The sequence below is a fragment of the Seohaeicola nanhaiensis genome, from assembly GCF_042654245.1.
GTDB classification, from domain to species: Bacteria; Pseudomonadota; Alphaproteobacteria; order Rhodobacterales; family Rhodobacteraceae; genus Seohaeicola_A; species Seohaeicola_A nanhaiensis.
On sequence record NZ_JBHSGI010000031.1, the window covers coordinates 194,327 to 215,293 of the forward strand.

Below are 20,967 nucleotides of genomic sequence, written 5' to 3' on the forward strand. Positions count from 1 at the left end.
CTTACATTCCGATCAGGCGGCGGCGCTTGGCCGGATTGTCCAGCAGCTCTTGCGCGGGGCCGTCGTGGACGATGCGGCCCCGGTCCATGATATAGACCCGGTCCGCGACCTGCAGCGCGGCCAGCGCGTTCTGTTCGACAATCAGGCAGGACACGCCTTCGGATTTCATCCGGCGCACCGTTCTCAGCACGTCCTGCACCACCTTGGGGGCCAGGCCCTGGCTGGGTTCGTCGAAGAGCACGATACCGGGAGAGCCGAGCAGGGCGCGGCTGATGGCGATCATCTGCAGCTCGCCCCCCGACATGGCCTCGCAGTCGCGGGAGAAAAGGTGTTGCAGCGCCGGGAAGACCTCGCACATCTCCTCCTGGGTCCAGGCGCGGAATCGGGTGCGCCGCGCGCCAAGGGCGAGGTTGCGGCGCCCGGTGAGCATCGGGAAGACGCGGCGGTCGTCGGGCACCCAGCCGATGCCAAGGCGCGAAATCCGGTGCGTTGCCATGCGGGTGATGTCCTGGCCGTCAAACCGGATCGTGCCCCGTCGCGGCGGCGACAGGCCGAGGATCGAGCGGAGCGTGGTTGTCTTGCCGGCGCCATTTGGGCCGAGCAGGGCAACGATCTCGCCTTCACCCACGCGGAGCGAGGGGCCGAACAGCGCCTGCGTTTCGCCGTAAAACGTCTCTATCCCTGTAATTTCAAGCATCAGGCCAGCTCTCCCAGGGCAGAGCGCGCCACCCATTTGTTGGCCTTCAGTGCGGCGGGCGTGTCATGGGCGATGACCTGGCCCCAGTGGATGACCGAGATGCGGTCGACCAGGTCGAAGAGGAAGGCCATGTCGTGTTCGATCATGACGATGGTGTAGCGCTGCCGGAGCCTCCGGATCAGCTCGGCCAGGGCGCGCGTCGCCTCGGCGCCAAGGCCCGAGGTGGGTTCGTCCAGGAAGACGATGCGCGGCCTTGCGGCCAGTGCCACCGCGATTTCCAGCGCCCGGCGCTGGCCATAGGACAGCGACTGCGCCTTGTCCCAGGCGTGGGCATCGAGATCGACCTCGGCGAGCACGCTCAGCGCTTCGGCCACCAGATCCGTATCGTCAAAGACGCCGCGGCCGGGATGAAAGCCCATGGCGCGGAAGCGGGGCAGGGCGAGGATCACATTCTCGATCACCACGGTGTCGTCAAAGAGGTTCATGATCTGGAACGACCGCGAGACGCGCAGCCGCGCGATGCGGTGCGGCTTCAGCCCGGTGATATCCTGCCCGTCGAAGGTGATGCGCCCGCCATCCGGGGCGTAGTGCCCGGTCAGAACGTTGAAACAGGTGGTCTTGCCGGCGCCATTCGGACCCATGATGCCATGCACCTCGCCCGCCTCGACCGAGAGCGAGACGTTTTCAAGCACCACGCGGGCGCCAAAGCGTTTCTGGATATGGGTTGCCTCGAACAGGGCCATCACACGCTCCGCCGGGCCGGGGCAGGGGCGCGGCGCAGGCGGCGGCGCAGCACATGCGCCATGCCGGCGGCCCCTTCGGGGCGGGTCATGACCATCGTCATGAACATCAGTCCGAACCATAGTAGCCAGGTTTCGGTCAGACCGCCGATCACGTCGCGGGCGATGAAATAGACCAGCACCCCCAGAACCGGCCCCCAGAAGCTGACCAGCCCGCCGCCGACGAGGATCATCATGACGATCAGGCCCGACTGATGCAGGCTCATCACATCGGGATAGGCGCTTTCCTGCGCCATCGCGAACAGCCCGCCTGCCAGCCCGGCAATGGCTGCGGACAGGGTGAAGACCAGCCATTTGATGCGCCAGACGTCATACCCGATGAAGCGTGCGCGCATCTCGTTCTGGCGGATCGCCTGCAATACCCGGCCGAAGGGCGCGTTGACCAGCCGCCATATTGCCAGCATGGCCAGCGCCAGGATCACCGCAACCAACCAATACAGAGCCGCATTGTCGGCCAGGCTGATCCCCCAGAAATCGGGGCGGGGGATGCCGAGCAGCCCGTCTTCGCCGCCGGTCAGCCAACGCAGCTTGATCGCGCAGAACCAGAAGATCTGCCCGAAGGCGATGGTCATCAGGGCGAAGTAGATGCCGCGCCGGTGGGCGACCATGGCGCCAACGATGGCGCCGGCCAGCGCCGCCGCCAGTACGCCCGCCGCCAGCCCGCCCCAGAGCGAGACGGCGACATTGTGCTGGAAGAGCCCGAAGGCATAGGCGCCGATGCCGAGATAGGCGCCGTGCCCGAAGGAATGCAGCCCGGCATAGCCGAACAGCAGGTTGAACCCCATGGCGAAGAGGATCCAGATCGCCATCTCGATGCCAAGATAGCGGTAGAGCCCGATCGGCTCGATCCAGAAAGGCGCGGTGAAGAGGGCCAGCAGGAACAGGCCCATCGCCGGGGTGACCGGCCAGGCGGTGCGCGCGGGAATGTCGGAGAGGGTGATCATCAGTTTTCCAGCGCGCTCTTGCGCCCCATCAGCCCGCGCGCGCGCAGGCCGATGACCGCGATCAGCAGCAGATACATCGACAGCAGCGACCAGGCGGGCGCATAGGCCCCGGCGACGCCGACAGACAATCCAACCAGCATCGCGGCGATCACCGCGCCCCAGAAACTGCCAACGCCGCCGATGACGATGATGAGAAAGGCCGGAATCACCACGTCGACGCCGATGTGGGGCCGCAGCCCCCAGATCGGGGCCATGATGATGCCGGCCAGCCCGGCCATGGCCGCGCCGAAGGCGAAGACGGCGAGGCGCAGCTTGCCCAGATCATAGCCCAGGGCGCGCACCATCTCGCTGTCATGCGCGCCGGCCTTGATGATGGCGCCGTAGGGCGTCCGTTCCAGCAAGAGCCAGACAAGGAAGATGGCGACGATGGCGAAACCGGCCGCGTAGAACCTGTATTTCGAAAAGATCATGCCCCCCATCAGGAAGGCCCCGTTCATGCTCTGGGGCACGGTCAGGCTTTGCTCGCCCGTGCCCCAGGTGATGCGGATCAGTTCTTCGATCACCAGGGCCGCGCCGAAGGTGAGCAGTAGCCCGTAGAGCGGCGCCTTGCCGTAGGTGGGACGCAGGCAGAGTTCCAGCACCATCCCCGCGATGGCGGCTGCCAGCGGGCCGAGGAGCAGCGCGGCGGCATAGCGCGCGCCGATGGGCAAGGACAGCCACCAGGCGCCAAAGGCCGTTCCCGCGAACCAGCCGGCGCCGACGGTGGCGAGCGCAAAATAGGCGCCAAGAGCAAAGAGGGTGCCATGGGCGAGGTTGATCACCTCCATCACGCCGACGATCAGCGTGAAGCCGAGGGCGATCAGCGCGAAAAGCAGGCCCAGTGTCAGGCCGTTCACGATGTGGGGCAGCAGTTGCAGCATGCGACAGTCCGGGAATGGGAGGCCGGCCCCTTGCGGACCGGCCCTGTCAAGCCTGATCTCAGGCGTCGAAGGTTGGGGTGTCGTCGTAGCTTTCAAGCTTGCACTCGGCCGCCGCGCTGTCGTCGCGCACCTCGTCCGGGGCCGACTGAGTGAGGATTTTGAACATGTTGTCCTTGTCCTCGCCCGCCTCGGTATTGGCCGTGGCGAGGTAGATCGTCTGCTGCACCTGATGGGTCGCCGGATCCATGTAGGCGTCGTGGTGCTGCATCCGCTCTTCGGCGCTGGCCTTGTAGGCTTCCAGCTGCTTGATCACCGCGATGTTGTTCGTCGTTCCGGCGGTCTCGATGGCGTTCAGCAGCCCCTTGGTCGCCATATAGCCGTTGTAGAAGACGTTGCCGGGCACGCGCATCGCCGTGTCGGGATACATCTCCTGATACCGCGCGACGAATTCCTTCACGCCGGGCAGGTCGAGCCCGTAATACCAGGTGGTCCCAAAGACCCCGAACAGGTTGTCGACCGGCAGGCCATAGACATCCGGCCAATCCTGCTGGTTGTTGATCCAGGCGGTGGACTGGCCCATGCCCAGCTGCGCGACCTGCTGGCGCATCGCGACCTGATCGTCGCCGCCCACCGCCGCCGAGACGACATCGGGCGCGGCCTGCTGGATCGACAGCAGCGCGGCCGAGAAATCGCGCGTGCCCTGCGGGATCAGGATCTCCTGCACCTCTTCCGCGCCGTATTGCGCCATAAGTTTTCGGGTGGCGTTGGCGGTGTCGTGACCCCAGCCATAGTCGTTGGTCAGCAGCAGCCACTTCTTGCCATAGGCGGTGACGGCGTTCTTGACCGCCGCCTTGGCGAAATTGGTGCCGTTGCCGTCCCAGACGAACTTCACCCGGTGACAGTTCTTGCCGGATTCGGTGGGCGAAGAGGAGTTAGTATTGAGGTAGATCACGCCATAACGCTGCGCCACCTGGCTGACCGCGTTAGCCACACCCGAGCTGACCGCGCCGATCAGAAAGCCGCATTCCTCGCGGGTGATCATGCGCTCGGCCACCCGGCTGCCGGTGGCGGGGGTTGTTTCGGTGTCGATATGCACCGTCTCGACCTTGCGGCCCAGCACGCCGCCCTTTGCGTTCGCCTCGTCGATGGCCATGAGCATCCCGCGACGGTCCGAGGCGCCCGAGTTCGCGTATTGCCCCGAGGCGTCGGAGGTCAGGCCGATGCGGATGGGCCTGTCGCTTGCGGCGGCATAAACGCGGTTGTGTTTCCAGGGGCCATAGAAGCCGGCAACAGCCCCTGCCGCCGTGGCAGAACCCAGCAGCCGCCGACGTGAAATCGTCCTTGTAGACATTGTTTTCCTCCCCAATCCGGCCCTTGAGCGAGCGCGGTCGTCATCGGACGTTGCAGGCCCTCCCGGCCATTCGAACAATCCTTCCGAAAGATAGAAAGAAAATTCTTTCTGAGTCAAAGATTGAAAATTCACTCGCGCTTTGCCGCGTGCTATGTCTCTCTCATGACCATGAACATTTCCGATCCCAGGGCCGAGGCGCCCGAGACCTTCGATGCGCTGCGGCAGCGCATTCGCGACCGGTTTCCCGGCCTGTCGCCACACCTTCAGCGAATCGCGCGTGCCTCGCTGGACGAGCCGAACAGCTTTGCCCTGAACACCACGCCGGTGATCGCCGAGGCGCTGGGAATACAGCCTTCGACATTGATCCGGTTCGCGAAGGAATTCGGCTATTCCGGGTTCTCGGACCTCCAGCGGGTGTTCCGCCAGCGCCTGATCGAAGGGGCGGCAACGGTGCGGGACGAAGTGATGTTTCGCAGCGAAACCGCGTCGCCCCAGGATATCCGGACGATCCTTGAGGAAACGGCCCGCGCCCATGCGGCGGCGCTGACCCGGCTGACCGAGACCTGCGATATCGCGGCGCTCGCGCGGGCGGTCGAGATGCTGAGGAGCGCACGGCACGTCTATGTCGCCGGGCTGCGCCGGTCACGGCCGATTGCCGACTATCTGCTGTACGGGCTGATGCGGGGCGAGCGGGCGTGCAGCCTGCTGGATTTCGCCGGAGGCATGGCGGGGCCGCAGACCTCTACCATCGGGCATGACGACGTTCTGGCCGCCATCGCCTTTCCGCCCTATTCGAAGCCGGTGGTGGATGCGGTGATGGACGCCCATGTCTCGGGCCGCCGGATTCTGGCGATCACCGACACGGCTGAGAGTCCTCTGGCCCGCTGCGCCCAAGTGGCGTTGTTCGTCGATTCCGATGCCGCCAGCCGGTTGCAGCCGATCTCGGGCGCGGTCGCGCTGGTGCACGCGTTGCTGACGGCGGTGACCACGACCTGAGTTCAGGCCGTGCCGGAAAAGGCGCTGTCCTCGGCCCGGGCGTTGGTGCGGTCGAGCTCTTCCAGCCTGGCCAGCATGGCCGGGTAATGGCGGCGCATGTCAGCCGCGAAGCGGTCGAAGGGGAACTCGTCGAAGACTCCGACCTCGCTCACATATTCCATGTGCCGGCGGCCGGCAGTGTCATAGGGGTGATAGATCGAATCTTCGGTGCCGTCGAAGTCGAGCGGGTGCACCCCAAACCGGTCGCAGAGGCCGATGTCAAAGGCGGGTGTCGCCTTGACCCATTTGCCGTCAATCTGCAGCAGGCTGTAGCCGTGCCAGCGGAACACGTCGCTGCCCATCATCGCCGACAGCTTGGGCGAACTGAGGTGGTTGCGCACATCGGCGAAACCGACGCGCGCCGGAATGCCCGCCGCGCGGGCCGCCGCGGACAGGAGTATGGCCTTGGGCACACAGAAGGCCGAGGGCGCGGTCAGACAGTGCGAGGCGACGAAGATCCTGGGATTGACGCGGAAGCTGTAGGGATCATAGCGGATGCCGTCCCGGACCGCGCGATAGAGCCGGACCGCCCGGTCGCGATCGCTGCCCTTGCCGGCGGACTCCAGCGCGAAATCGCGCAGGGCAGGCGTGTCTGAATCCAGAAAGCGGGTAGGCGCGAGCGCGGGATCGGTGATCATGCCGCCTCTCCGGCCGTCCGGCGCTTGCCCAGCACCTTCCAGATGCCCGAGCAGGTCGCGACCAGACGGTCGCCGACCCGGCATTCGCCGCGCATGAACATGAGCGATCCGGTGGCGCGCATGACCTCGCAATGCGCGACCACGAACTCTCCCTTTTCGGCGCCGCTGATGAACTGGCATTCGAAGGAGACGGTGAAGAGTTGTTCCCCGGGCCGGGCGCGGGCGGCGGTTGTGCCCATGCCGTCGTCGCAGAGCGACATGATCATCCCGCCATGCGCGCGGGCGTGGGAGTTGTCGTGCTTGGTGTCGACGATAAACCCGACGCGGCGACGGCCGGGGCCATCGTCCTTGCGCCAGGTGGGGCCGACATGGCGGGTGAAGTCCGAGATGTCATCATTGCGGACCCAGCCGTCGCGCTCCAGAGTTGCGGGGGTGATTTCGGGCAAGGGAGTCTCCGCTGCTGGGTCAGGTAGTGAGTTATCGTCATTTGACAGGAAGACTATGGGAGGCGTCAACGGGCAAAGCGTCAGATTGCAAGAGAGCATTATTCATTAGGAGAAGGGGCCAACGTCTGTGGATATTAGACCTTGCGTGAATTCCGGGAAGATGGCACGGATTTGAGACGCTGATGAGTGAGGTTCACTAAAACTTGGCCATGACAATCCCATTCGAAAACCACCTGCGCGCGCCCATCATTGCCGCCCCGATGTTCCTGGTGTCTTGCCCCGATCTTGTGGTCGAAACCTGCCGGTCGGGGCTGATCGGCAGCTTTCCGGCGCTGAACCAGCGGACGAGCGAGGGCTACTCCGACTGGTTGTCGGAGATCCGCGACCGTCTGAGCGGGATGGGACGGGCCGATGCGCCCTTTGCCGTGAACCTTGTCGTCCACCGCTCGAACACGCGGCTCGAGGCAGATCTCGCGATCACCGCGGCGCAGCGGGTGCCGATCGTGATCACCTCGCTGGGGATCGTGCCGGAGGTGATCGAGACGGTGCATTCCTATGGCGGGCTGGTCTTTCACGACGTGATCAACCTGCGCCACGCGCGCAAGGCGGCGGAGTCGGGGGTCGACGGGATCATTGCCGTCTGTTCCGGTGCAGGGGGCCATGCCGGCGAGCTGAGCGCCTTTGCCTTTCTGTCGGAACTGCGGGCGATGTTCGACGGCACGATTATTCTGGGCGGCGTGATGTCGAACGGCGCACAGGTCGCGGCGGCGCGTCTTCTGGGGGCTGATTTCGCCTACATGGGAACGCGGTTCATCGCGACGCAGGAAAGCCTCGCGCCCGCCGGCCACAAGGCGATGGTGGTGGAGGCGCGGGCGGATGACATCATCTATACGCCGGCCGTCAGCGGTGTGCATGGCAACTTCCTGCGCCCGAGTTTCGTCGCAGCGGGGCTGGACCCGGACACGATGACGGCGCCCGGCAAGCTGAACCTTGGAACGGGCACCGAGATCAAGGCCTGGAAGACCATCCTGTCGGCGGGGCAGGGGGTTGGGGGCGTCGGGGATGTGCTGCCGGCGGCCGAGCTGTGCGACCGACTGGTCGCGGAATACAATCACGCGCTCGAGTCCGCGCCGAGACTGCGATTGGGGGCCTGAAGGAACTGAAACTAGCAGGCGTTTCGGCATTTGACTTAACCGAACGTATGGTATTTTAATTCAGGAGATCATCCTGGAACGCAAGATATGAAAAACAGCCTGGCCGCAAAGCTTCGCCAAGGAACGCCCTGTCTTAACGGCTGGCTCAGCCTGCCTTCCGCCATGGCCGCCGAGACCATGGCGCGGGTCGGGTGGGACAGCCTGACCGTCGACATGCAGCATGGGGTCCACGACTTCATGAGCGCTGTCGCCTGCATGCAGGGAATCGCCGCCTCGGGCATTCCGGCGCTGGTGCGGGTCCCGCAGAACGACGGCGGCCTGATCGGGCAGGTGCTGGATGCCGGTGCGTGGGGGGTGATCTGTCCGATGGTGAATACGGCCGAGGACGCGCGACAGTTCGTGGCGGCCTGCCGGTACGGTCCTGCAGGCAAGCGGTCCTTCGGGCCGAACCGGGCGGCGGCCTTTGGCACTGCTGACGCGCCCTATCATACCTTTGCCAATGACGAGGTCCTGGCGATCCCGATGATCGAGACGGTCGAGGCGCTGGAGAATCTGGATGCGATTCTGGACGTGTCGGGGGTGAACGGGTGTTATGTGGGGCCGAGCGATCTGTCGTTGTCGATGGGCCTGGATGCGCGCTTTGACCGGGAAGAGCCGGCGTTCATGTCCACGCTGGACAAAATTGCCAAGGCGACCGCTGCGCGGGGACAATTTGCCGGCATCCACTGTCTTTCTGCCGGCTACGCCCGGAAGATGGTCGATAGGGGGTTTCTGTTCACGACCGTTGCGAGCGATGCCTACTTCATGGCAAAGGGAGCGGGCATGGCCGTGGCGGAGTGGCGCAGCAATGCCTGAGATCGGTCCGCCGCCCGTGTCTGGCGTGAATACCCGTTTCGCCGTCTTGCTCATCTGACTGGAAACAGCTGGCCGATGACCCTGGAGAAGACAACAGCCAAACGAGGACGTCCTTCGGCCAAGCAGCGCGTGCTGGATATAGCGCTGGAGCTGTTTGCCGAAAAGGGCGCCTCGGGCCTGACTTATGACGAGCTGTCGAAGGCCACCGGTCTGTCCAAAGGTGGGCTGATCTACCACTTTCCGAGCAAGGAGCGGCTGATCGACGACGTGCGCCGTCAGTTGAGCGCCCGCTATCGGGAGGCCTGGCAGGAGGTCTATGACCAATTGCCGGAAAGCAGCAATCGCGCCTTGAAGAGCTATGCGCTGGCGTCGCTCGAGAACCGGTCGAACTCGGATCATATCAGTGCGCGGATGATGGTGTCGGGGCTTTGGGATGTGACCTCGGGCCGGCAGTATTACCGCGAGCGCTTTGACAGCATCGAGCAGGGCGTCGGGTTCGAGCGGGCGGCGCTGGTGCACCTTGCCACCGAAGGCCTGTGGTTCATGGAACTGATCGGGTTTTCGCCGTTCAGCCCTGAGGAACGCGCGCGCATTGTCGGGATGATCAAACGGATCATCGACGGGGGCGACCTGGAGTGGCCCCCGGACGAGCCGGCGGGAAAGACCTAGCCGAAGCCGTAAAAGTTTTCGTCCTCGGACAGGGGTCTGGCTGCGGCCAGCGCTTCGAGGTCCACGCCGGGCCGCGAGAGGTCGGGATTGCCGGCGAACTGTGTTTCCAGCGCGGCGGCAACGCGCAGGACTCCCAGATCGTCATGGCGCCGCCCGATGATCTGGAGGCCGAAGGGCATCCCGGTTTCGTCAAGGCCCATGGGGATCGTGATCGACGGATGCCCCGCGATGGTCGAGGCATAGGCGAGCGAGAGCCATTGATAGTAGCTGTCGAGCGTCTGGCCATCGACCACGGCAGGATAGAGTTCGCGCCAGGGGCGGGGGGAGACGGAGACAGCGGGCGAAATCAGGTAGTCCCAGCTGTCGAAGAAGGTTTTCCATTGCGCCATGTAGGCGGTCTGGCTGGCCAGGGCGCCGGTGTAGTCGGCCGCAGAATAGCTGCGCGCCTCGGCGATATTGGCGAGTGTATTGGGCCCAAGGGCGCCGGGTGTATTCGCGAAGCGCCGGAAGCCGGCGTTCATCATCACCATCGAGCGCAGGAGGGCGAAGAGTCTGTCGGCGCCGGTGCAATCGGGGCTGGCGGTTTCGGCGGTGCCGCAGAGGGGGGCAATCGCGCTGGCGCGTTTCTGGAAGGCGCGGCGCACGATGCCTTCGGTGATGGCAAAGCCGAAGTCCTCGGTCACGGCGATGCGCAGCGACGACAGATCGGCCGGTTGTGGCGCGGCGAAGCGGTCGCCGCTTTGCAGGGTCGAGAAGGGATCGCCGAGATCAGGGCGAGAGATCACCGAGAGCATGAGCGCGGCATCCGCCACGTCGCGGGCCATCGGGCCGGCCAGACTCATCGGGATCAGACCGAGCACGCGTTTGGGATCGGGCACCACGCCGGGCGTGGTTCTGAACCCGACGACACCGTTATAGGCCGCCGGATTGCGCAGGCTGCCGCCGGTGTCGGTGCCGGTGCAGAGCGGCGCCATGCCGGTGGCCAGCGCGACGCCGGATCCGCCGGACGAGCCCGCGCAGGTCTTGGTGAGATCGTAGGGGTTGGCGGTGACGCCGTAGACCTCGTTCCGGGTGTTCCCGCCCAGTCCGAATTCCGGCATGTTGGTCTTGCCCAGCAGGACCGCTCCGGCGCTGCGCATGTTGGCGACGATCAGGCTGTCGGTGGTGGCGATGTTGTCGGCCATCAGGCGCGAGCCGAAGGTGGTGGGAAGGCCGGCGGCATCGGCCTGATCCTTGACGCCGAACGGCAGGCCGTGGAGCGCGCCGAGCGGGCCGCCCGAGGTCACCTGTGCCTCGGCCTGGCGGGCCGCGTCCATCGTGCGGTCGAAATCGTGGGCGACGAGGGCGTTGACGGCCGGGTTCACGCGTTCGACGCGGCGGATGCAGCTTTCGGCCAGTTCCACCGGCGACAGCTGTTTCAGCCCGATCAGGCGGCGTGCCTCGACGGCGGAAAGGTCGGCGGGTTCGTGGCTCTGGCTTGTCATATGGGCGGTTTCCCTTTGGGTTCGTTCAGAGATCCGAGGCAGGGCCGAGGGTGGCCATGTCAGGCACTTCCCATGTCTGGCCCGGCATCGCGTCGATCAGTTTGCGGGTGTAGGGGTGGGTGGGGTTGCCGAAGACCTCGGCGACGCTGCCGCGTTCCACGACTTCGCCCTCGCTCATCACGATCAGCTTGTCGCTGACTTGTGCGGCGACGCGCAGATCGTGGGTGATGAAGAGCATCGTCAGGTTCATGCGCCGGCGGATGTCGCGCAGCAGGTCCAGCACTTCCTTCTGCACGGACACATCGAGCGCCGATACGGCTTCGTCGGCGATCAGGATCTTCGGGTCGAGCATCAATGCCCGGGCGATGCAGATGCGTTGGCGCTGGCCGCCAGAGAACTGCGAGGGATAGCGCCAGAAGGCCTCTTCGCCGAGGCGGACGATCTGGAGCAGTTCCATCGCGCGTTTGGTGGCATCGGCGCGGCGGGCGCCGAAGTTGAGCGGGCCCTGGACCATCTGGTCGCCCACCGTGCGGCGCGGGTTGAGGGAGCCGTAGGGATCCTGGAAGACGATCTGCATGTCCTTGCGCGAGGCCCGCAGCGCGCCCCGGCTGCTGGCGGCGACATCGGTGCCGTCGATCAGGATCTGGCCGGTCGTCGGGTCGGTCAGGCGCATGAGGCATTTGACCAGCGTCGATTTGCCCGAGCCGCTTTCGCCGACGATGCCCAGCGTCTCGCCCCGGTAGACGGTCAGGTCGAGCGGCTTGACGGCGTGGATGGTCTGCGCCTCGCCCAGCATGGTGGCGCCGATGTGATAGGTTTTTGACAGGCCGCGCACGTCCAGCGCGACCTCGCGGCCCGCCTCATGTGTCGGGGCGGTGCGGGTGCGGCGGGGCACGGCGTCGATCAGCTGCCGGGTGTAGCTGTGGCGGGGGGCGTTCAGCACCTCGCTTGCGGTGCCTTGTTCCACGATTTCGCCGCGGCGCATGACGATGACCCGGTCGGCCACCTCGGCCACCACGTCGAAGTCGTGGGTCACGAACATGATGCCCGCCTTGTGACGCTGTTTCAGCTCGTTCATCAGGTCGAGGATCTGCGCCTGGGTGGTCACGTCGAGCGCGGTTGTGGGCTCGTCCGCGATCAGAAGCGCAGGGTCCATGGCGAGCGCGATGGCGATGACGATCCTTTGGCGCTGGCCGCCTGAAAGCTGATGCGGGAAGCTGTGATAGATGCGTTTTGGCGAGGGCAGCTTGACCTCGTTCAACAGGTCGAGCGTGCGTTCGCCCATTTCGGCGCGCGTCAGGCGGCTGTGGGCCTGGAAGACCTCTTCGATCTGGTTGCCGACGGTGTAGCAGGGGTTCAGTGCCGTCATCGGTTCCTGGAAGATCATCGCCATCCGCTTGCCGCGCAGGCGCATGTGTTCTTCTTCCTTCAGGGTCAGGAGGTCGCGGCCTTCGAAGATCACCTCGCCCGAGGACACCTTCAGCGCGCGGGGCAAAAGCCCCATCGCGGTGAAGGAGGTGATCGACTTGCCCGAGCCGCTTTCGCCGACGACGCAGACGGTCTCGTTGGGCAGGATATCGAAGGTGAGCCCCTGAACGGCATGGGGCCGGTCGCCGCCTTCGGGGAGGTCGACGGTCAGGTTGCGGATCGACAGAACGGGAGCGGTCATCAGTTTCTTCCCTCCGGCTCGGTGATGTCGCGCAGGCCGTCGCCGAACATGTTGATTGCCAGAACGAGGATCATCAGCGCGATGCCTGGGATGGTGATCAGCCAGCTGTCGAAGAGCAGCATTTCCTTTCCCTCGGAAATCATCAGGCCCCAGGACGGGGTCGGAGGCTGAACGCCCAGCCCGAGGAAGGACAGCGCGGCTTCGAGGATGATGGCATGGGCCAGTTCGACGGTTGCGATGACAATCAGATGGTTGGCGATATTGGGCAGGATGTCCTTGACCAGAAGTTGCAGGGTGCTGGCGCCCTGGACCTCGGCGGCGGCGATATATTCCATGCTCCGCACCTGGCGGGTGGCGCTGCGCAGCACGACAGCGAACCGATCCCAGAGCAGAAGGCCCATGACGATCATGACGGTCATGAGCGAGCCGCCGAACAAGGAGACGACGGCCAGCATGATCAGGATGCCGGGCAGGGCGAGCCGGACGTTGATGATGAACAGGACGACCCTGTCGACGCGCCCGCCAAAGAAACCGGCGAGGATGCCGAGCGTCGTGCCGATCACCGCGGAGATCGCCACGGCGACCAGCCCGATCGAGAGCGAGATGCGCGCGCCGTACATCAGGCGGCTGAGGAAATCCCGGCCCAGGGCGTCGGTTCCGAGTATGTGCTCCCACGAGCCGCCGAGGAAGACGGGGGGCACGGTGCGGGCCAGCAGGTCCTGCTTGTAGGGATCGTGCGGGGCGAGCGGCGCGAGGATCGCGATCAGGACCACGAGGATAAGAATGGCCGAGGAGATCAGGAAGCCTGTATGGCTGCGGGCGCGGCGCAGCATCCGCGCGCGTGGCGACTGATCGCGGGGCTTGGCGGGGGAGGCTGTGTTTTCGGCCACTTCAGTTCCCCCTGAGGCGCGGATCGAGCCAGGCGTTCAGAACGTCTGCCAGCAGATTGAAGAAGATGTAGAACATCGAGAAAATCAGGATCAGCGCCTGCATGGTCGGCAGGTCGTTGCGCGAGATGGATTGCCATGCCGCATAGCCGGCGCCGTTGAGCGCAAAGACGGATTCGACGACGACCGATCCGCCGAGCAGAAAGCCGAGCTGGACCGCAGCGAGGCTGACAACCGGAATCACCGCGTTGCGCAGCGCGTGCTTGAACAGGATCTTGCGCTGAGGCAGGCCTTTGGCCCGCGCGGTGCGCACATAGTCGGAGCCCAGAACCTCGATCATGCCGGTGCGGGTCAGGCGCATGATTGCGGGGGTCGCAGAGGTGCCGAGCACGATCATCGGCATCACGAAGCTTTTCCAGCTGTCGGTGCCGGAGGCGGGGAGGATGCCTAGATGGATCGAGAAGAACATGATGAGCAGCAGGCCCATCCAGAAGTTGGGGATGGCCTGCCCGAAAACGGCGATTGACAGGGCGATCCGGTCTAGGGCCGAGTTCGGCCGCATCGCGGCCAGCACGCCCAGCGGGATGGAGATCGCCAGCGCCAGTGCGATGGACAGGAAGCCGAGGGTCATTGTCACGGCCAGCCGTGGTCCGATCAGGCTGGAGACGGGTTGGTTGAAGTAGGTGCTGACACCGAAGTCACCGTGCAGGACCCCCCACAGCCAGCTGCCGTATTGCACGACAAGCGGCCGGTCGTAGCCATAGAATTCGCGGACGGCCTGAACGTCTTCCGCTGTCGCGTTTTCACCCGCAATGGCAATCGCGGGGTCGCCCGCGGCGAAGACCAGCAGGAAGCTGATCGATGACACGGTGAGCGCGACGAGCAGCGCCAGGCCCAGTTTCGAAACGAAATATCTCAGCACGATGACTGACCCCCGGTTGGGGGCACCGGGGACAAGCCCCGGTGCACGATCCTTATTTCCAGCTCATGTCGAAGAAGCGGACGACTTCATCGGCTGTCGGAACGAAGTCGAGATCCGCGCTGATGACATAGTTGGTGGGATAGGTCCACAGCGGAACCCAATAGGCCTCGTCGGCGATCTTCTTGAGGGCCTTGGAGTAGTTCTCCTTGCGCTCGGCCACGTCGACCACGGTGCTGCCCGTGTTCACCCAGTCTGCAACCTCCTGGTCATGAGACTGATCCCAGGCACTGTTGGTGAAGAAGCGTGCGGTGCTTGCGGCCACGTCGTTGATCGAACCCGACCCCCAGGTCATGAAGGCCATGCCGACTTCGCCGGAGGAGATTTTGTCGCTGAGCGCCGAGTATTGCATCATGTTGATGTTGGCGGTGATCCCGACCTCGGCCAGCATTCCGGCCATCGCCTCGGCCAGCTGGCGATCGCGATAGGCGTAGAACTCGACGGTGAGGCCGTCGGCATGTCCCGCTTCGGCGAGCAGCTCTTTCGCCTTGGCCGGATCATAGTCGTAGGTCGTCACGTCCTGTTCGCATCCGAGCTGGGTCGGGAAGCAGGCGCTGTTGATCACCTGTGCTTTCTCGCCCAGCAGCGCCTTGGCGATGGCGTCGCGGTTGATCGCGTGGTTCACCGCCTTGCGGACCAGCGGATCGGTGAAGGGGCTGTTGCCCGTCCGGTTGGCCGCGTCCATCGTGATGTAGCCGATCCGCATCGTGGTTTCGGAAATAACGTTCAGACCGCTGCGCGAGGCGAGCTTTTCCGCCTGATCGGTCGGAACCTGCCAGATGAAATCCGCGCCGCCGCTCATCAGCTCGGCGATCTGGGTATTCACGTCGGGGATCGTTCGGACGTGGATCGTTTTGATCTTCGCGGCCGATTTGGGGCTGTCCTTGAAATAGCCGTCAAAGCGTTCCAGCGTGAAGCTCTGTCCGGGGACGATTTCGGTGAACATGTAGGGACCGGTGCCGACCGGTTTCATGGAGAAGCCCTGTGCCCCGACCTCGGCGTAATATTCGTTGGGATAGATCACCGTATTGCCGGCGAGGTATTCGAAGGCTGCGGGGTAGGGGGCCGGCAGATGCAGGACGACCGTGAAGTCGTCGATCTTTTCGGCGTGGTCGATGAAGGAGACCAGCCCCTTGTTCTTGATGCCCTGGGCCGGGTCGAGCATCGTGTTGATGGTATAGACGACGTCATCGGCATTGAATGCCTCGCCGTTGTGGAAGGTCACGCCTTCGCGCAGCTTGAGCTTGAGCGTCTTGTCGTCCACCCATTCCCATTCGGTGGCCAGGCAGGGCAGGTAGTCGCCCGTTGCCGGGTCGCGGTACATCAGCGTGTCGAAGGCAGAGTAGCCCACAACCGTGCCTTCGCGCGCGGTGGTGTAATAGAGGTTGGCATTGTCGAGCTCTTTGGTGAAGAGCAAGGTGGCGGTGTCATTCGCCTTGTCGGCGAGGGCAAGGGCCGGTGCCAGGGACAGCGCCGTTGCCAGCATCAGTTTCGTCATAGTTTTCATTTCTTGGTCTCCCTTGTCGAACCAGTTGATAAATCGACGGTTGGTCACGTCTGTTCAGAAGTTTTGAGCCATCGTGTCGGTGGCCACGCGGCGGCAGTCCATTTCGTATTCGACGTAGCGGACCGGGGGCCGGCAGTATTGCCATGAGAAGCCCGCACGTCCTCCGCCCATCGCGGCAAGCCTGGAGAGTGTGGCGACGGGTGTTTCGTGCACCGTATAGGTCTGGACCGTGCCGCAATCGGCCCAGCCCAGTTTGAAGGCGTCAAGGCGGTCCGAGATGGCGCTGATCGTCTGGGCAGTCTTCAGCGCCAGACCGGCGGGCGATACGTCATTGAAGGCGACGATGCGTTCCTGAGGGGTTGTACCGGAGTCGAGCGTTTCGGCGCCGCCTGCGATGACGAAGGTCCGCGGTCCCTGGCATTGGGTCGGGGCGACGTAGCAGAAGGCATGCAGGCAGGTGTCTTCCGGCCCGTTGAGTTCGGGGCAGACGTTGCTGCGGGCGACCGGGTTGCTGTCACCGTCGAAACAGCCCCAACGCCGCAGCGTGGCCGCGTAGGCCTCGTTGAAGGCGCGAAACTCTTCGGGCGTATAGGGGGCTTTGGACCGCAGCTCGCAGGCGGCGAATGCGGTTGTCGGCAGGCCCAGTCGCTTGAGGTGGGCCTCGATCCAGGCGAAGCCTTTTTCTAGAGGCATTTCAGCGGGAAACCAGACACGGTGCACCGCATGGCCGGGCAGGGCGGCAATGCCGAGGGAATACTGGAATTCGTAGGGTATGTATTCAAAGCCGCGGTCGGATATCTGTGCCGTGCCTCGTGACATAAAGCTCTCCAATCGTTCAGAAATAAGTTCGTACAGCCGAAGTGACCCTGTACGCTTCATCGACGACGAACAAAGTGCGCCACTTGTCGAAGGTCAGGCAGGGATGGCTGATGCCAAAGGCGACCATGTCGCCCACCGCCAGAGGCGAGGATTCGGGTATCTCCATGTGGCAATGCTGGTCGTTCATGCCGGTAACCTTGTGGCCCTCGCGCAGAGGTTCGGGGCCAGTCATGTCGGACTCGGGGCGATACCAGGACAGCAGCACCGGCAGTTGATCGTGGGAGGCGTCACGCTTGCCGAAGGCAACGATGGCCTTCCCGGGCTCGGGCCGGGATTGCACGTAGGCCCAGACTTCGATCGCATTCCTCAGGCCGCCATCCATGGCCGCGAGCTCGGGGTTGCGGTCGCGGAGCTGCTCGAAGGCGAAGGTATAGAGGACCGAGTCATGGGTCAGGTAGCAGCCGCTGCGCAGAATGACCTGTGTCGGGGTTGCCAGGCCAGCGTTGGCGAAGGCATCGGCGACGATGTCGTAATATTGCGAGCCGCCGGCGCTGAGGATGATCCTGTCGGTTCCGAACAGTCCCTCGGCCTCGCACTGACGGGCAAGGGCGACCGTATCGTCCAGGATGGCGCTGACCTTGCGGCGGTATTCCTTGGGATCGAAGGAATGGATGAGACCTTCGAAACACTCGATTCCCGCCAGAACCAGCGCACCCTGCGTTGCCTTGACGGCGCGCGCGACTTCCATCGCCTGTTCGTGCGTGCGGCACCCGGTGCGTCCGCCGAGATAGCCGCGTTCGACCATGACGGTCATCGGGCGCTGCGATCCGGCGTCACGCACGGCGGCGGCCAGCTTGTCGACGTTGGCGCTGGAATCGACGAGGCAGTAGAATTCAAAGTCCGGGTCTGCGTTGAGTTCGTTCACCACGTAGCGGATCGCCGCCTTGCCAACCAGCTGATTGGCAAGAAGAATGCGCTTGTGGCCGAAACTGCGGGCAACCTGAACCTGGTGCGGCGTGGCCAGTGTGATGCCCCATGCGCCGGCATCCAGCTGCATGTCGAAGAGCTCGGGGCTCATCGTTGTCTTGCCGTGCGGTGCGATCATTGCGCCGCTCGCCTGAAGGAACTTCTGCATCCAGAGATTGTTGTGGCGCAGATTCGAGTCCTTGAGGATGGCCAGCGGCAGCGGCATGTCCTCGTCCAGAACATTCCAGTTCTGGGAATCGATGTCCTCGATCGCGAAGGGGACCGTTCCGCCAGGTATTCCTTTGGTGCGAAGATCGATCAGCGCGGCATCCCTTGGGCGGGCAGGCATCAGAGGCATATTCCAACTTTCCGAGTATTTTCTTGGCGTATGGGCGCAAGGGCGCCGATCCGAACCGGGAACCGACCACGACGGCATGGGCAAAGTCGTTGATTTGATCTCAATGCAGTCCCAACTTGCGCTAATTAGTGTACCATACGTACGGGTACTATATTTGGCTGAAAAGCTTTGTCCACAAAAATTCTGTGACAGCCCGACGGCATTTGTTCGCATGGGGAAAGACTGGGCAACCTTCAGGCGCAGAGGGCGGCAAGTGTAATAACATAATTCTCATTATGCGCCTTTTTATTTCCGCCGGGGCACATTCTAATCTGGCTTGCGACAACTCCCCTTCCCGGCTGGGCTACCCGACAATCCAAAGAAATATAGACCTATTGACACGACTACCATACTACTTAACCTGCGGCCAACCGGTGTGAAGGGCGGGACGCGGATCGCCTGGACCTAATTACGCGTAGAAGGAACCGATCATGCCAGAGGTCCTCATCGCACAGGACAGCCGGGGTGTGCTGCGCATCACGCTGAACCGCGACATATGGAACTGACAGAGGCAATCAAGAGCCGGCGTTCGGTGCGCGCCTTTACGGATCGGACGGTGCCGGCCGAATGGGTGCGTGACATCCTGGATCATGCCCGGCTGTCCGCTTCCGGTGGCAACCTTCAACCCTGGCGGGTTCATGTCGTAACCGGCGAGACGCGTGCCCGGATCGTTGCCGCGGCGCTGAGGGCGCATGAAGCCGGAGAGACGCGGAACCCCTTCCCTGTCTATCCACCCGGCCTGTGGGAGCCTTATCGCACCCGGCGCCGCGATGCCGGCACGCTGCGATTTCAGGCCCTGGGCGAGACCGGGCGAACCGCAGAGGGAACCGACCACATGGCACGGCTCAACTACGGATTCTTCGGCGCTCCGGTCGGGCTGTTCTTTTTCCTGGAACCGCGGATGGAGCCGTCGCAGTGGACGGACCTGGGTCTGTTCCTGCAGAACGTGATGCTGTTGTGCCGGGATCGCGGGCTGTCGAGCTGTCCTCAAGCGGTCTGGTCGACGGTCAGCCATGTTGTGCGGCCAATTCTGGGCGAGCCGGAGGCCAATGTCCTGGTGGCGGGCATGTCGGTGGGGTTTGCCGACGAGGACGATCCGTTGGCGAAGCTACAGACCGACCGCGCTGATGTGGACAGTTTCACGACCTTTCACGACTGACCTGAGGGAAGAGCGCCCATGCAGAACCGCCATATCATCCTGAAGCAGCGTCCCGACGGGCTGCCCCGACTGACGGACTTCGCGCTCGAGGCCTCTCCGATACGTGCGTTGGAAGAAGGCGAGTTCCTCGTCGCCAACAGTTTCATCGGGTTGCAGCCTGCGGCCCGGATCCGGATGGGGACCGGAGACAGCTATGCCGCCCCTACCCCGCTGGGCACCCCTCCGTATGGGCAGACGGTGGGTCGGGTTGTGCAGTCGCGCCATCCGGGTTTTGCCGAAGGCGATCACGTTGCGCTAGAGGGCGCGTGGGAGAGTCATACGATTTCGAACGGGGAAAAGGCCTGGGTGTTCGACCCGCAGATCGCACCGGAGAGCTATTGGCTGGGCTGTCTCGGGGTGTCGGGCATGACCGGTTATGTCGGCGTCAAAGAGATCCTCAAGGCGCAGGCGGGCGAGACAATCGTGATTTCCGCCGCAACGGGGGCGGTCGGCCATGTGGCGGGGCAAATCGCGAAGGCCATGGGGTGCCGGGTGATCGGGGTTGCCGGGGGCGCCGAGAAATGTGCGGCGGCGGTGTCGGAGTTCGGATACGACATCTGCGTCGATCATCGCGATCCGTCCTTTGCCGAGCGGTTGGCCGAGGCCTGTCCCGATGGGATCGACCTGGATTTCGAGAACGTCGGCGGCCCGGTGCGGGATGCCATCTGGCGGCTGATGAACCCCTTTGGCCGGATCGCAATCTGCGGGCTGATTTCCGAGTATAACGCCGAGGGCGCGATAGGTGGCCCGTCGTGGCAATTGGCCTTGGCGCGGCGACTGACGGTCAGGGGGTTTCTGCTGCGCGATCACCTGGAGCTGAGGCCGTCGTTCATCGCGGAGGTGTCGGCCCTGCTGGCCAAAGGCGCCTTCCGCACGCGGGAAACCATCACCGATGGGATAGAAAACGCGCCTTCCGCCTTCATCGACATGCTGCAGGGTCGCAATTTCGGGAAGGCGCTGGTGCGCGTCTGATCCTTTGCGCCCGGATCCTAATGCGGGACCGAGGCCAGGCAGCGCACCAGTTCGAGCGAATTGCGCACGCCGAACCGCGTCATCAGGCGGTTCTTGTGGACGTGGACGGTGCGTGGCGAGATATCGAGTCGGCGGGCGATTTCCTTTGCGGTGAGACCCTCGACGAGAAGCATCCCGACCTGCCGCTCGCGTCGCGAGAGGGCGAGGACCGGACGTTCGGACGACAGGTCGGCGAAGGACCAGACGGCCCGGGCAAGCGGTTGTTCGGAATCGAGCGCCTGCCCCCGGACGCGGCACCAGAACAGCTCTCCTGACTTGCGGCGCATGATGCGTTCGTCGGAATAGATGCCATGCGCGCCGAGTTCGCGGATCCAGTGCTGGCCGGTGTGGTCGAAATCGTCCAGCGAGGGATAGAGCATGGCGAGCGACTGGCCGTCGAGCTCGTCCGGGCCGTAGCCGAAGATCGCCGCAAAGCGCCGGTTGCCGCGGCGGACGACACGGTCTTCGGAATAGAGCAGTCCGATGGGCGCATTCTCGAATATCTCGGTGTTTAGGTCGATGGCGGTCATATCCAGCCGCC

At 64.2% G+C, this 20,967-nt stretch carries 21 protein-coding genes; 6 read left to right on the plus strand and 15 right to left on the minus strand.

Annotation, left to right across the window (positions count from 1 at the left end):
* Position 1: 1 nt before the first annotated feature.
* The 5 genes from ACFO5X_RS20685 to ACFO5X_RS20705 are packed head-to-tail and all read right to left on the minus strand — an operon-like array spanning position 2 to position 4,712.
* Positions 2–697 carry an ABC transporter ATP-binding protein gene (locus tag ACFO5X_RS20685; protein ID WP_380720710.1) on the minus strand — a complete coding sequence of 232 codons (696 nt, stop codon included), beginning with the start codon at positions 695–697 and terminating at the stop codon, positions 2–4.
* The gene (locus tag ACFO5X_RS20690; protein WP_380720713.1) at positions 697–1,440 is read right to left on the minus strand and encodes an ABC transporter ATP-binding protein; all 744 of its coding nucleotides are present in this window, start codon (positions 1,438–1,440) and stop codon (positions 697–699) included. The genes ACFO5X_RS20685 and ACFO5X_RS20690 overlap by 1 nt, the downstream gene beginning before the upstream one ends.
* Positions 1,440–2,441: a branched-chain amino acid ABC transporter permease gene (locus ACFO5X_RS20695; RefSeq protein ID WP_380720716.1), complete on the minus strand. Its 1,002-nt coding sequence runs from the start codon at positions 2,439–2,441 to the stop codon at positions 1,440–1,442. The genes ACFO5X_RS20690 and ACFO5X_RS20695 overlap by 1 nt, the downstream gene beginning before the upstream one ends.
* Positions 2,441–3,361: a branched-chain amino acid ABC transporter permease gene (locus tag ACFO5X_RS20700; protein ID WP_380720718.1), complete on the minus strand. Its 921-nt coding sequence runs from the start codon at positions 3,359–3,361 to the stop codon at positions 2,441–2,443. Before ACFO5X_RS20700 ends, ACFO5X_RS20695 begins: the two co-directional genes overlap by 1 nt.
* Before the next feature lie 58 nt (positions 3,362–3,419).
* On the minus strand, positions 3,420–4,712 hold the full coding sequence (locus ACFO5X_RS20705; protein ID WP_380720721.1) for an ABC transporter substrate-binding protein: 1,293 nt from the start codon (positions 4,710–4,712) through the stop codon (positions 3,420–3,422).
* Between the two features lie 162 nt (positions 4,713–4,874).
* Between ACFO5X_RS20705 and ACFO5X_RS20710 the strand changes: the two genes are divergently transcribed.
* Positions 4,875–5,708, plus strand: coding sequence for a MurR/RpiR family transcriptional regulator (locus ACFO5X_RS20710; RefSeq protein ID WP_380720724.1), 834 nt, complete (start codon positions 4,875–4,877; stop codon positions 5,706–5,708).
* Between the two features lie 2 nt (positions 5,709–5,710).
* Here ACFO5X_RS20710 and ACFO5X_RS20715 read toward each other — a convergent pair whose 3' ends face one another.
* Entirely contained in the window at positions 5,711–6,385 is a 675-nt protein-coding gene (locus ACFO5X_RS20715; protein WP_380720726.1) for a transglutaminase domain-containing protein, read from the minus strand.
* A complete protein-coding gene (locus ACFO5X_RS20720) occupies positions 6,382–6,831 on the minus strand; it encodes a PaaI family thioesterase (RefSeq protein ID WP_380720729.1) in 450 nt (149 codons plus the stop codon). The genes ACFO5X_RS20715 and ACFO5X_RS20720 overlap by 4 nt, the downstream gene beginning before the upstream one ends.
* Positions 6,832–7,040: 209 nt before the next feature.
* Here ACFO5X_RS20720 and ACFO5X_RS20725 point away from each other — a divergent pair, with 209 nt between their 5' ends.
* The 3 genes from ACFO5X_RS20725 to ACFO5X_RS20735 all read left to right on the plus strand — a co-directional run bounded on the left by ACFO5X_RS20725 (position 7,041) and on the right by ACFO5X_RS20735 (position 9,509).
* The gene (locus ACFO5X_RS20725) at positions 7,041–7,985 is read left to right on the plus strand and encodes an NAD(P)H-dependent flavin oxidoreductase (RefSeq protein ID WP_380720732.1); all 945 of its coding nucleotides are present in this window, start codon (positions 7,041–7,043) and stop codon (positions 7,983–7,985) included.
* A gap of 87 nt (positions 7,986–8,072) precedes the next feature.
* Complete coding sequence (locus ACFO5X_RS20730; RefSeq protein WP_380720735.1) at positions 8,073–8,840, plus strand: HpcH/HpaI aldolase family protein; 768 nt, start codon at positions 8,073–8,075, stop codon at positions 8,838–8,840.
* A gap of 75 nt (positions 8,841–8,915) precedes the next feature.
* Positions 8,916–9,509 carry a TetR/AcrR family transcriptional regulator gene (locus ACFO5X_RS20735; protein WP_380720738.1) on the plus strand — a complete coding sequence of 198 codons (594 nt, stop codon included), beginning with the start codon at positions 8,916–8,918 and terminating at the stop codon, positions 9,507–9,509.
* Here ACFO5X_RS20735 and ACFO5X_RS20740 read toward each other — a convergent pair.
* From ACFO5X_RS20740 to ACFO5X_RS20770, 7 genes are read right to left on the minus strand one after another with little or no spacing between them, the layout of a single operon-like run.
* A complete protein-coding gene (locus ACFO5X_RS20740) occupies positions 9,506–10,993 on the minus strand; it encodes an amidase (RefSeq protein ID WP_380720740.1) in 1,488 nt (495 codons plus the stop codon). The two genes, ACFO5X_RS20735 and ACFO5X_RS20740, sit on opposite strands and share 4 nt — an antisense overlap.
* Positions 10,994–11,018: 25 nt before the next feature.
* Positions 11,019–12,662, minus strand: coding sequence for an ABC transporter ATP-binding protein (locus tag ACFO5X_RS20745; RefSeq protein WP_380720743.1), 1,644 nt, complete (start codon positions 12,660–12,662; stop codon positions 11,019–11,021).
* On the minus strand, positions 12,662–13,552 hold the full coding sequence (locus ACFO5X_RS20750) for an ABC transporter permease (RefSeq protein ID WP_380720746.1): 891 nt from the start codon (positions 13,550–13,552) through the stop codon (positions 12,662–12,664). Before ACFO5X_RS20750 ends, ACFO5X_RS20745 begins: the two co-directional genes overlap by 1 nt.
* Position 13,553: 1 nt before the next feature.
* On the minus strand, positions 13,554–14,471 hold the full coding sequence (locus ACFO5X_RS20755) for an ABC transporter permease (RefSeq protein ID WP_380720749.1): 918 nt from the start codon (positions 14,469–14,471) through the stop codon (positions 13,554–13,556).
* A gap of 52 nt (positions 14,472–14,523) precedes the next feature.
* The gene (locus ACFO5X_RS20760) at positions 14,524–16,035 is read right to left on the minus strand and encodes an ABC transporter substrate-binding protein (protein ID WP_380720752.1); all 1,512 of its coding nucleotides are present in this window, start codon (positions 16,033–16,035) and stop codon (positions 14,524–14,526) included.
* 54 nt (positions 16,036–16,089) lie between these two features.
* Positions 16,090–16,854: a 2-amino-5-chloromuconate deaminase CnbZ gene (gene cnbZ, locus ACFO5X_RS20765; protein WP_380720755.1), complete on the minus strand. Its 765-nt coding sequence runs from the start codon at positions 16,852–16,854 to the stop codon at positions 16,090–16,092.
* Positions 16,855–16,870: 16 nt separating this feature from the next.
* Positions 16,871–18,178, minus strand: coding sequence for an amino acid deaminase (locus tag ACFO5X_RS20770; RefSeq protein ID WP_380720758.1), 1,308 nt, complete (start codon positions 18,176–18,178; stop codon positions 16,871–16,873).
* Between the two features lie 535 nt (positions 18,179–18,713).
* Between ACFO5X_RS20770 and ACFO5X_RS20775 the strand changes: the two genes are divergently transcribed.
* Together ACFO5X_RS20775 and ACFO5X_RS20780 are read left to right on the plus strand one after the other, a co-directional pair.
* Positions 18,714–19,376 carry a nitroreductase gene (locus tag ACFO5X_RS20775; protein WP_380720761.1) on the plus strand — a complete coding sequence of 221 codons (663 nt, stop codon included), beginning with the start codon at positions 18,714–18,716 and terminating at the stop codon, positions 19,374–19,376.
* An 18-nt stretch (positions 19,377–19,394) separates the two neighbouring features.
* Positions 19,395–20,387: an NADP-dependent oxidoreductase gene (locus ACFO5X_RS20780; protein WP_380720764.1), complete on the plus strand. Its 993-nt coding sequence runs from the start codon at positions 19,395–19,397 to the stop codon at positions 20,385–20,387.
* 17 nt (positions 20,388–20,404) lie between these two features.
* Here ACFO5X_RS20780 and ACFO5X_RS20785 read toward each other — a convergent pair whose 3' ends face one another.
* Positions 20,405–20,956 (minus strand): helix-turn-helix transcriptional regulator, encoded by a 552-nt coding sequence (locus ACFO5X_RS20785; protein ID WP_380720767.1) that lies wholly within the window; start codon positions 20,954–20,956, stop codon positions 20,405–20,407.
* Positions 20,957–20,967: the final 11 nt, after the last annotated feature.

Bases quoted from the DNA above. Each gene is read 5' to 3' on its own strand.
- ACFO5X_RS20770 (WP_380720758.1), bottom strand. From the start codon at position 18,178: ATGCCTCTGATGCCTGCCCGCCCAAGGGATGCCGCGCTGATCGATCTT.
- ACFO5X_RS20730 (WP_380720735.1), top strand. From the start codon at position 8,073: ATGAAAAACAGCCTGGCCGCAAAGCTTCGCCAAGGAACGCCCTGTCTT.
- ACFO5X_RS20735 (WP_380720738.1), top strand. From the start codon at position 8,916: ATGACCCTGGAGAAGACAACAGCCAAACGAGGACGTCCTTCGGCCAAG.
- ACFO5X_RS20785 (WP_380720767.1), bottom strand. From the start codon at position 20,956: ATGACCGCCATCGACCTAAACACCGAGATATTCGAGAATGCGCCCATC.
- ACFO5X_RS20715 (WP_380720726.1), bottom strand. From the start codon at position 6,385: ATGATCACCGATCCCGCGCTCGCGCCTACCCGCTTTCTGGATTCAGAC.
- ACFO5X_RS20725 (WP_380720732.1), top strand. From the start codon at position 7,041: ATGACAATCCCATTCGAAAACCACCTGCGCGCGCCCATCATTGCCGCC.
- ACFO5X_RS20690 (WP_380720713.1), bottom strand. From the start codon at position 1,440: ATGGCCCTGTTCGAGGCAACCCATATCCAGAAACGCTTTGGCGCCCGC.
- ACFO5X_RS20775 (WP_380720761.1), top strand. From the start codon at position 18,714: ATGGAACTGACAGAGGCAATCAAGAGCCGGCGTTCGGTGCGCGCCTTT.
- cnbZ (WP_380720755.1), bottom strand. From the start codon at position 16,854: ATGTCACGAGGCACGGCACAGATATCCGACCGCGGCTTTGAATACATA.
- ACFO5X_RS20710 (WP_380720724.1), top strand. From the start codon at position 4,875: ATGACCATGAACATTTCCGATCCCAGGGCCGAGGCGCCCGAGACCTTC.
- ACFO5X_RS20760 (WP_380720752.1), bottom strand. From the start codon at position 16,035: ATGAAAACTATGACGAAACTGATGCTGGCAACGGCGCTGTCCCTGGCA.
- ACFO5X_RS20695 (WP_380720716.1), bottom strand. From the start codon at position 2,441: ATGATCACCCTCTCCGACATTCCCGCGCGCACCGCCTGGCCGGTCACC.
- ACFO5X_RS20740 (WP_380720740.1), bottom strand. From the start codon at position 10,993: ATGACAAGCCAGAGCCACGAACCCGCCGACCTTTCCGCCGTCGAGGCA.
- ACFO5X_RS20685 (WP_380720710.1), bottom strand. From the start codon at position 697: ATGCTTGAAATTACAGGGATAGAGACGTTTTACGGCGAAACGCAGGCG.
- ACFO5X_RS20745 (WP_380720743.1), bottom strand. From the start codon at position 12,662: ATGACCGCTCCCGTTCTGTCGATCCGCAACCTGACCGTCGACCTCCCC.
- ACFO5X_RS20705 (WP_380720721.1), bottom strand. From the start codon at position 4,712: ATGTCTACAAGGACGATTTCACGTCGGCGGCTGCTGGGTTCTGCCACG.
- ACFO5X_RS20700 (WP_380720718.1), bottom strand. From the start codon at position 3,361: ATGCTGCAACTGCTGCCCCACATCGTGAACGGCCTGACACTGGGCCTG.
- ACFO5X_RS20780 (WP_380720764.1), top strand. From the start codon at position 19,395: ATGCAGAACCGCCATATCATCCTGAAGCAGCGTCCCGACGGGCTGCCC.